The 9,307-nt window shown below is 68.9% G+C and carries 7 protein-coding genes; 5 read left to right on the top strand and 2 right to left on the bottom strand.

Annotated elements, in window-relative coordinates:
* The first annotated feature begins 334 nt into the window (after nt 1–334).
* From ACFP3H_RS12660 to ACFP3H_RS12650, 3 genes are read left to right on the top strand one after another with little or no spacing between them, the layout of a single operon-like run.
* The gene (locus tag ACFP3H_RS12660) at nt 335–871 is read left to right on the top strand and encodes a hypothetical protein (protein WP_378604422.1); all 537 of its coding nucleotides are present in this window, start codon (nt 335–337) and stop codon (nt 869–871) included.
* A gap of 45 nt (nt 872–916) precedes the next feature.
* Nucleotides 917–1,747, top strand: coding sequence for a MerR family transcriptional regulator (locus ACFP3H_RS12655; protein WP_378604419.1), 831 nt, complete (start codon nt 917–919; stop codon nt 1,745–1,747).
* On the top strand, nt 1,744–2,094 hold the full coding sequence (locus tag ACFP3H_RS12650) for a VOC family protein (protein ID WP_378604416.1): 351 nt from the start codon (nt 1,744–1,746) through the stop codon (nt 2,092–2,094). Before ACFP3H_RS12655 ends, ACFP3H_RS12650 begins: the two co-directional genes overlap by 4 nt.
* A gap of 5 nt (nt 2,095–2,099) precedes the next feature.
* On the opposite strand, the gene ACFP3H_RS12645 is transcribed toward ACFP3H_RS12650, so the two are convergent.
* Nucleotides 2,100–2,534: an SRPBCC family protein gene (locus ACFP3H_RS12645; protein ID WP_378604413.1), complete on the bottom strand. Its 435-nt coding sequence runs from the start codon at nt 2,532–2,534 to the stop codon at nt 2,100–2,102.
* A 179-nt stretch (nt 2,535–2,713) separates the two neighbouring features.
* On the opposite strand from ACFP3H_RS12645, the gene ACFP3H_RS12640 reads away from it, so the two are divergent.
* Nucleotides 2,714–4,156: an FAD-binding oxidoreductase gene (locus ACFP3H_RS12640; RefSeq protein ID WP_378604458.1), complete on the top strand. Its 1,443-nt coding sequence runs from the start codon at nt 2,714–2,716 to the stop codon at nt 4,154–4,156.
* Complete coding sequence (locus ACFP3H_RS12635; RefSeq protein WP_378604410.1) at nt 4,153–5,478, top strand: class I SAM-dependent methyltransferase; 1,326 nt, start codon at nt 4,153–4,155, stop codon at nt 5,476–5,478. The genes ACFP3H_RS12640 and ACFP3H_RS12635 overlap by 4 nt, the downstream gene beginning before the upstream one ends.
* Before the next feature lie 203 nt (nt 5,479–5,681).
* Here ACFP3H_RS12635 and ACFP3H_RS12630 read toward each other — a convergent pair whose 3' ends face one another.
* Nucleotides 5,682–9,218 carry a protein kinase domain-containing protein gene (locus ACFP3H_RS12630; protein ID WP_378604407.1) on the bottom strand — a complete coding sequence of 1,179 codons (3,537 nt, stop codon included), beginning with the start codon at nt 9,216–9,218 and terminating at the stop codon, nt 5,682–5,684.
* Nucleotides 9,219–9,307 lie beyond the last annotated feature (89 nt).

Raw genomic sequence — 9,307 nt, 5'->3', positions numbered from 1 at the left:
GGTGGGCGGGGTGGGTGGGATCGGCGTGCGGGGGTGCGGGGGTGCGGCTGGGTTTGCGGGAGTGGGGGGGCTATGGGGTGGGGGATTGTCGGTGGGCGGGGTGGGTGGCATCAGCGTGCGGGGATGGGGTGGTGGGGCTGGGTTTTGCGGGATTTGGCGGATGGTTGCACGAAAATGCCACCGCGGGTGTGGCCCTGTCTGCGGGTGCTGTGGCGTGGGGATCGCGGGGGCGGGCGGGGGTGGGCCTACCATTTGGCCTGATCGGGCAATGAATCAGCAATCTCTAGGAGATCAGATGGGTGTTCGTCGTTCGCGCTTGTCCGCTTTTTCCGTTGTGAGTGTTTGCTTCACCGGCCTGCTTGTTTTCGCATCCGCGGCCGTCTCGGCCGATCCGGGGGACCGGGTCAACAACTACGGCGCGGGGTGCGTGCTCGACCCGGGCAATCCCGCGGCGACCATCGACGCGGTGCGGTTCCGCTGCAATGTCAGTCAGCAGGACCAGATCTACCGTGACGCCGAGGCGGGCGCGATCGCCAACGGCCTCACCAACGGGTGGGTCACGCGGCCACCGCAGCTCGAGGCGGTCGGGCCCGCGCTGTGGATCGGCAAGGTCTTCCGCACGGGGCCGGACGGCGGCTCGCTGACCAACCGCGTCACCGGCGCGGGCATCGAGGCCTTCCCGGCCACCGTGGTGCGGGCTCCCTCGATCCTCGACGGCCGCCCCGCGTGGGCCCTCGACTACGCCCCGTCGCCCACCCCGCAGGTCTACGACGAGATCCGCGAGATCACCCCGGGCGTCTGGTTCGGCTACTCCTGGTGGCGCGAAGGCTCCTGGCCGCTGGTCGCCGCCTTCATCCTGGCCCCGGCCTAGTCGGAGCTTGACCCTCCCCCGGCTGGAGGGTGTTGGCTGGTTCGTATGACAGTGACAGTGGCGATCGGTGAGTTCGCGCGGCTGACTCATCTCAGCGTCAAGACGTTGCGGTACTACCACGAGATCGAGTTGTTGGAGCCGGTCGCGGTGGACGCGGGGACGGGATATCGGCGGTATTCGGTGGCGCAGGTCGAGCGGGCGCATCTGATTCGCCGGCTGCGGGACCTGGACATGCCGGTGCCGCAGATCAGGACCGTGCTCGCCGCGACCGAGCCCGCCGCGCGGGAGGCGACGCTGCGTGACCATCTGACCAGGATGGAAGCGGAACTGGCGCGCACCCGCGCGGTGGTGTCCTCGCTGCGCGCGCTGCTCACCGTGGCCCCGCCACCGCTGCGGGTCGACTACCGGGTGGAACCGGCGTTCACCGCGCTGACGCTCACCGCGACCGTCGACCGCGCGGACATCGCCGCATGGTGCGGCACCGCCTTCGAACGGCTCTACGTGACCCTGCTCGAGCAGGGCATCACCCCCGGCGGAGTCGCCGGCGCCACCTACTCGACCCAATTCTTCGCCGAGGCCACCGGCTCGGTGACCGCCTATGTACCGCTGCCACCGGGCGCCGAACTCGCCCCGGCCCGCGGACTGGACGTGGTCGATTTCCCGGCGAGCCGCTTCGCCGTGGCCGTCCACGCGGGCGCGTTCGAGGACTTCGACCGCACCTACGGCGCACTCGGCGGCCACGTCGCCGAACACGCCACCGCCCTACCCGACGAACCGGTCCGCGAGCGCTACCTCATCGGACCCGACCGCATCGACAACCCGGCCGAATACCGCACCGAAGTGTGCTGGCCCATCACCGAAGGAGCACCCCGATGACCCTGGCCCTCGGACACATCACGTTCGACTGCGACCACGCGAGCACCCTCGCCGCGTTCTACAGCCAACTGCTCGACAAGCCCGTCGACCCCGAAGCCTCGGAGTACTTCGCCACCATCGGCAAGTACGGAAGTGACGGCCCCGCACTGATGTTCATCAAGGTCCCGGACAAGAACCCCGGAAAGAACGTGCTGCACATCGACTTCCACTCCGCGCAGTGGCGCGACTACATCGAACGCGCGATCAGCCTGGGCGGCAAGCACATCGGCGACTTCGACGAGTACGGCCAGCAGTGGGCCACCCTCGCCGACCCCGAAGGAAACCTCTTCGACATCGGCAAGGACTGAGCCCGTCAGGCCAGTTCGCGCGCGAGGTTGGCGAGCACCTCGGCCTGGATCTTCTTCAGGCCGAGGGGCGCGAAGATGCCCTCGAAGATGCCCGCCACGCCGCCCGCACCCTGCCAAGTGGTGGTGACAGTGACCTTCGAGCCGGCGCCCTCGGGGGTCACGGCCCAGGTGGTGACGAGGGTGGAGTTGGCGTCGCGCTCGGTGAGCGTGGAATCGGCCACGGTCACACTCGCGCGCACGTTGCGCGAACGCTTCTCGGTGGCCTGCAGGGTCCACTCCACCACGGTGCCCGCGCCCTGACCGCCTTCGACCACCTTGTAGTCGCGGTAGTGCGAGGAGAGAATGCGCGGCCGGACCGTCTCGTAGTCCCCGATCGCGGCGAGCGTGCGCTGCGGATCCGCTGCTACGACGACCGAACTGCTGGCGCTGACCTGTCCCACTGTTGACTCCTTGCTGGGGGGTGGCGATATATCTCGACCTGGTTACATCCTGCCCTGTTGCTGTCCGGATCGTCCGACCAGGTCGGCGGCGAGAGAAACATGTGCGTGACATTTTGTCGCGGCGCGCAAGTATCCGGTGGCTCGGGGGACGGGCGCGTACTAGCGTCGATGGGGTGGCAGTGAGTCTTTTGGGTAGGGCTGGTCACGAACCGGCCGCACGCGAGTCCGGATATGCCGCGCATCGAGCGGGCGTGGAGCGACTGCTGGAAAGCTATCGCGCCATCCCGCCCGGCGCCGTCGTCCGACTGGCGAAGAAGACGTCGAACTTGTTCCGGGCCAGGGCGGCCACCACCGCGCCCGGCCTCGATGTGTCGGGCCTCGGGCAGGTGATCGCGGTGGACCCGGCGGCCCGCACGGCCGATGTCGCGGGCATGACCACCTACGAAGACCTGGTCGCGGCCACCCTGCCCTACGGGTTGGCGCCGCTGGTGGTGCCCCAGCTCAAGACCATCACCCTCGGCGGCGCGGTCACCGGCCTGGGCATCGAGTCGACCTCCTTCCGCAACGGCCTCCCGCACGAATCCGTGCTGGAGATGGACATTTTGACCGGCGCGGGCGAGATCGTCACCGCGACACCGACCAACGAGCACGCCGACCTGTTCCACGGTTTCCCCAATTCCTACGGCACCCTCGGCTACTCGGTGCGGCTGAAAATCGAACTCGAACCGGTGTTGCCGTTCGTCGCGCTGCGCCACGTGCGCTTCCACGACGTGCGCGAACTCGAAGCGACCCTGGAACGGATCGTGCTCGAACGCACCTACGAGGGCGAGACGGTCGACTACCTCGACGGGGTCGTGTTCAGCGCCGACGAGAGCTACCTGACCCTGGGCCGCAAGACCGACGAACCGGGCCCGGTCAGCGACTACACCGGCATGGACATCTTCTACCGCTCGCTCCAGCACCCCGACGGCACGACGCGCGACCGGCTGACCATCCACGACTACCTGTGGCGCTGGGACACCGACTGGTTCTGGTGCTCGCGCGCGTTCGGCGCCCAGAACCCGAAGATCCGCCGACTCTGGCCGAAAGCCAAGCGCCGCAGCAGCTTCTACTGGAAGCTGGTCGCACTCGACCGCAAGTACCGCATCGATGACCGCAGGCAGGCCCGCAAGGGCAACCTCCCGCAGGAACGCGTCGTGCAGGACATCGAGGTCCCGGTGCAGCACACCGCCGACTTCGTCGAATGGTTCCTGCGGGAAATACCGATCGAGCCGATCTGGTTGTGCCCATTGCGGTTGCGCGCGTTCGACGACGCCACCGGCGAGATCGACACGCGCCCGTGGCCGCTCTACCCGCTCGAACCCCAGCGCACCTACGTCAATGTCGGATTCTGGTCGGCGGTGCCGGCCGAGCGAGGTCAACCGGAAGGGGCAGCCAACCGCGCGATCGAGAAGATCGTGTCCGCGTTCGACGGACACAAATCGCTGTACTCGGACTCCTACTACGAGGAGGCCGAGTTCGCCGAGCTCTACGGCGGCGACACCTATACCGAACTGAAGACCCGTTACGACCCGGACCAACGACTGCTGAATCTGTATTCGAAGGCGGTGCAACGCAAGTGACGACATTCAAGGACCGAACCGACAAGGCCGTCGGCCTCTCCGAACTGGGAACCCGGCTCAGCATTGCCGAAGTGGTGGAGACTCTCGTCGACGGTGAGATTCCCGTTCGACTCAGCGCCTACGACGGCAGCACCACCGGCCCCGCCGACGCGCCCTACGGACTCGAGATCAAATCCCCGCGCGGCATCAACTACCTGGCGTCGGCTCCCGGCGACCTCGGGTTGGCGCGCGCCTACGTCTCCGGCGACATGGTGGCCGAGGGTGTGCACCCCGGCGACCCGTACGAGATCCTGAAGGCCATGCAGGGCATGAAGTTTCATCGCCCGTCGGCCCTGTCGCTGGTGACGATCGCGCGCTCGCTGGGCTGGGAGCGGCTCAAGCCGATCGCCCCGCCGCCGCAGGAGACCCTGCCGCGCTGGCGTCGGATCGCCCTGGAAGGCCTGCGCCACTCCAAGACTCGCGACGCCGAGGCGATCCACCACCACTACGACGTCTCGAACACGTTCTACGAGTACGTCCTCGGCCCGTCGATGACCTACACCTGCGCGGTCTACGGCGACCCGGACTGGACCCTCGAGCAGGCGCAGGAGAACAAGTACCGCCTGATCTTCGAGAAGCTGCGCCTGAAGGAAGGCGACCGGCTGCTCGACATCGGCTGCGGCTGGGGCGGCATGGTCCGCTACGCGGCGCGGCGCGGGGTGCGGGTGATCGGCGCGACCCTGTCGGCCGAGCAGGCGGCGTGGGCGCAGCAGAAGATCGCCGACGAGGGCCTGAGCGAGCTCGCCGAGGTCCGCTACAGCGACTACCGCGACATCCCCGAGGGCGAGTTCGACGCTGTCTCCTCGATCGGGCTCACCGAGCACATCGGCGTGCACAACTACCCGTTCTACTTCGGCTACATCAAGGACAAGCTGCGCGACGGCGGCCTGTTCCTCAACCACTGCATCACCCGCCCGGACAACACCCGCACCACCAAGGCGGGCGACTTCATCGACCGCTACGTGTTCCCCGACGGCGAGCTGATCGGTTCCGGCCGCATCATCTCCGAGGCCCAGAACATCGGCCTCGAGGTGCTGCACGAGGAGAACCTGCGCGAGCACTACGCCCTCACGCTGCACGAATGGTGCAAGAACCTGGTCGCGAACTGGGACGCGTGCGTCGCCGAGGTCGGCGAGGGCACCGCGAAGGTGTGGGGCCTGTACATGGCGGGTTGTCGACTCGGCTTCCAGCGCGATGTGGTGCAGCTGCACCACGTGCTCGGCGTGAAACTGGACGCGAACGGAACCTGGGACGTACCGCTGCGCCCCTGGTGGACGCCCTAACGCAGAACGGGTGGCATTTTCGTGCGAACACCCGCGCCGACCCCGCATCAGGGCGGGTAATCGCGGCTAGCTGCACGAAAATGCCACGCACGGTTTTCGGCCCGCCTCGCATCCGAGGGGCGAGACGTAACGCCGAAGGCGGAGTATCGCCCCTCGAATGCGAGGCCCGCCAGGGCCGAAAACCCCGCGGCGCCAGCCGCCGATCAACAGAGCTCGTCTAGAAAGTGGCTGGGCAGGTCCTGCAGGATCGGGTGGTCGCCACCGTCGTGGGACTGGGTGCGCAGCACGTGGAGCAGGCCGACCACGCCCGGACCGGCGTCGAGCAGCGGTCTGGTCCAGCCGAGTTCGGCGCAGGTGCGCAGGACCGGCAGGACCAGACCGGTCGCCTCCCCCACCCAGCCCGCGGCGGCCAGACATTCCGCCAACAGCAGGGTCGCGTCCAATTCCGCACGGGGACGGCCCTGTTCGAGCGTTTTCGCGTAGATGACCCTGGCGTGCCGGGCCGCGCGATCGTCGGCGCGCAGCTGCTGTTCGGCCAGCAGTGTGCGGATGTCGGCGATGGCGCGGGCCTCGGTGATGAGCGCGGGGGCGCCCTTCTTGCGGCGGCCGCCGTTGCCCGTGGCGTCGGGGCGGAAGTGGTCCTCGCCCTCGGGCAGGCCGAGGCGGGACCGCTCGGCGCGCACGTGGGCGTCCAGGCGGGCCAGCCTGTTCTCCGCGGCCACCCGCGCGCCCTCGTCGAGGCGGGCCGAGGCCGTGTACTGGTCGCCGAGCGCGGCCTTCACCCTGGCCCCGATCACGAACGTGGCGATCAGGAAGTCGACGGGGCCGACCCGGGTGACCAGCTCGTGGCTCTCGTCGAGCAGGCGGTCGGCCAGGGCGAGATCGCCACGGCGATAGGCCAATTCGCCCAGCAGGGCGGCGGCGACGCGGGCCGCGTCGGAGCGCGGTCCGGCTCTGGTTCGCGCGGTTTCGTAGGCCTGCTCGTAGCAGATCGTGGCGGTGTCGATGTCGAGCTGTTCGTAGGCGGCGTCGCCGAGGGCGCACAGGCCGAACACCGGGCCCAGCGGGTCCTTCGAGCGGGCGTGGTACTCGGCGGCGCGGTTCTGCAATTCGTTCACGGCCGCGTAGTCGAATTCGCACAGGCGAACGAACGACATCAGGTTGGCGGCGGTCGAGACGGTCCAGTCGGGCAGGCCGGCCGGGTTGGCAAGCACGGTGTCCAGGCGGTCGGCGACCTCGGCTGTGTCGTCGTGGGCGACCTTGTCCGCCGCCTGCAAAACCGTTGCCACCCCGCGCTGTTCGGTGATCTCGGGTTCGTCGGGCCCGCTGCGGGCCAGCAGATTCGACAGCCTGCCCAGCGCACTGCGCGCCGTTCCGGTCTGCTGCATGTTCATGTTCGCCCGCGCCACCGCCATCAACAGTTTGGACCGCGAAGTCACCTGCTGCACCGGCAGTTTCGACACGGTGCCCAGCAGGGTGGCCAGCCGCGAGCCGTCGATCAGGTCCATGCCGCCGGTCTCGAGCAGGTCGGCGGCGAGCTTGAGATCGGTCGCGGCCAAGGCGTGATCGACCGACTTGCGCAGCGCCTGATGCTCGGCGAACCAGCGAGCCGCCCTGCGGTGCAACACCTTCGACCGCCCGGGGTGCTCGCGCTCGAGCCGCGCGCGCAGGTGCTCGGCGAACAGCGGCTGCATCCGATACCACTCCGGGTCGTGCTGGATCCGGTGCAGGAACAGTTCACGCTGTTCGGCCTGCGCCAGCAGCGCGGCGCCGTCGGTGACATCGGCCAGTGCCCCGGCCAGCGAGCCGTTCACCCGCTCCACCACCGAGATCGCCATCAGGAATTCGAGCTGCTCGGGTGCGAGGGCGTCCAGCACGTTCTCGGCCAGGTACTCGCGCATCCCGTGCCCGCCCTCGGCCAGCGAACTCAGCAGCTGGGCCGGGTCGGCCTTACCGCGCAGGGTCAGGCTGACGAGTTGGATCGCCGCGGGCCAGCCGTCGGTGGCGGTGTGGATCTGTTCGACCTGCTCGTCGGTGAGCGCGAAACCGTTGCGCTCCACCAGGATCTGGCGCGTCTCCGATTCGGTGAGCCGCAGCGCCGCCGCGTCGAGTTCGACCAGTTCGTCGCGCACCCGCAACCGGCTGATCGGCAACCCGGACTGATCGCGGCTGGTGATGACGAAACGCACGTGGTGGCAACCGTTGTCGAGCAGGGTCGCCATCGCGCGCCGCACGCCCGGATCGCGCACCCGGTGCCAGTCGTCCACGACCACGACCACGGGCTGTCCGCTGGCGTGGATCTCGTCGATCAGCGTGGCGATCACATAGGCGACCGCGTCGGCGGGCCGTTCCTCGAGCACCTGCTCCAAACCCGCGCCCACATCCGGGCGCACGCGGCGGATGGCCTCGATGAGGTGGGCCAGGAACCAGATCTCGCTGTCGTCGTCCTGGTCGACACCCAGCCACGCGACCGGGATGTCGCGGGTGGCCAGGTCGGTGCGCCACTGGGTGGCGATGGTCGACTTGCCGAAACCGGCGGGGGCGTGGATCAGCGCGAGTCGCCGTTCGCCGCCCTCACGCAGCACGTCGAGCAGGCGCTGGCGGGGGAAGGGTTCGCGCGCGGGGGTGGGCGGGCGGAACTTGGTGGCGGCGGTCGGGGGCAGGGTGCCGGTCGTGTTGGCCTGCATCGGCACCGACGCGCCCGCGGGTTCCAGCGACAGCGGCCAACTGCGGCGGCCCGTCACGGATTTCGGGACCTCGGGGGTGGTTTCGGGGGTTTCCTCGGTGTCGAGCAGGGCCATTTCGTCCGGCATCTGGCCGTGCGCGCGCTGGACCTCGCGCAACATCTCGCCGAACTCGTGGGCCGAGGCCGGGCGGTCGGCCGGATCGGGGGACATCGCGCGTTCGATGGCCGCGGCCACGTCGCCGGGGATGTCCAGCTCGCGCAGGTCGGGGACGTGCTGGGTGGTGATGCGCAGGAACTGGGCCACCACCTTCTCGCCGGTCTGTCGTTCGAACGCGGCGTGGCCGGTGAGCAGCGCGAACAGGGTCGCGCCGAGACCGTAGATATCAGACCGCACGGTCGGTTCGTGGCCTTTGAGGACCTCCGGCGCGGTGAATGCGGGCGAACCGGTGATCAGGCTGCTCGAGGTCTGGAAGCCGCCGGGGATACGGGCGATGCCGAAGTCGGTGAGCTGCGGTTCGCCGTAACCGCTGATCAGCACGTTCGCCGGTTTCACGTCGCGGTGCAGGATGCCCGCGCGATGCGCCGACTCGATCGCCGCGGCCAGCTTCACCCCGGCGCGCAGGGTGTCCGACCAGGTCAGCGGGCCGCGATCGTGGATGAGCCGTTCGAGGGAGCCGCGCGAGCAGTACGGCATCACGATCAGCGGCAGCCCGGTATCGGTCATGTCGACCTGGAGGATGTCGACGATATTCGGGTGGCCGGAGAGCCTGCCCATCGCCTGTTCCTCGCGCAGGAACCGCTCGCGGCTCTCCACATCGATCTCCGAGGAGAGCACCTTCACCGCCACGACCCGATCCAGCGCGGGTTGCAGGGCCCGGTACACGACGCCGAAACCGCCGCGGCCGATCTCCACGGCCCCGGTCAGGCCCATGATGTCCAGTTCGGCGATCACGGCTTCGTCGGGCGCGCCCGGTGCCTTCGTCCGCTGCGTATCGAGCCCCACCGCCGCCGCCTCGGGCACCCCGCGCCGCATACGCGTCTGCTCCGGATCCATGTGACCACCTCTCACCTTCGGCGGCACCGGCGTTTCGGTCGGCATGCGGGTCGACATCGTCGTGCACCGCACATATCCAAGCTAGCGCG

This window comes from Nocardia lasii (genome assembly GCF_042658545.1).
Classification (GTDB): Bacteria; Actinomycetota; Actinomycetes; order Mycobacteriales; family Mycobacteriaceae; genus Nocardia; species Nocardia lasii.
Note: the sequence above shows the minus strand (reverse complement) of the source record. Positions and strands in the feature narration are given on the sequence as shown.